The following is a 228-nucleotide window of genomic DNA, read 5'->3' on the forward strand; positions in this document are numbered from 1 at the left end:
GTATCCGCCGCCTGCGCGAGCTGATGCAACGGACGCGTGGCGAGCCGCACCGCGAGCCAGCAGCACGTGGCGAGCACCGCCAACTGCAACGCGAGCACGAGCGGTAGCCAGCCCGACAATGGCACACCGGACATCGGATGAATGTCGATGGTCAACGGCGTGCCGTCGCTCAGTTTCAAATGCGCCTGCAGATGCTCCGGTTTGCCGGGAATAGTATTCGCCGTCACG

1 pseudogene is annotated in these 228 nt (G+C 64.5%); it reads right to left on the reverse strand.

Annotated features, from left to right (window positions below):
• Window positions 1-228 (reverse strand): annotated as a pseudogene (locus SB764_RS45345) (two-component sensor histidine kinase); the annotation flags it as partial.

This window comes from Paraburkholderia sp. SIMBA_027 (assembly GCF_046535315.1).
Lineage (GTDB): Bacteria > Pseudomonadota > Gammaproteobacteria > Burkholderiales > Burkholderiaceae > Paraburkholderia > Paraburkholderia tropica.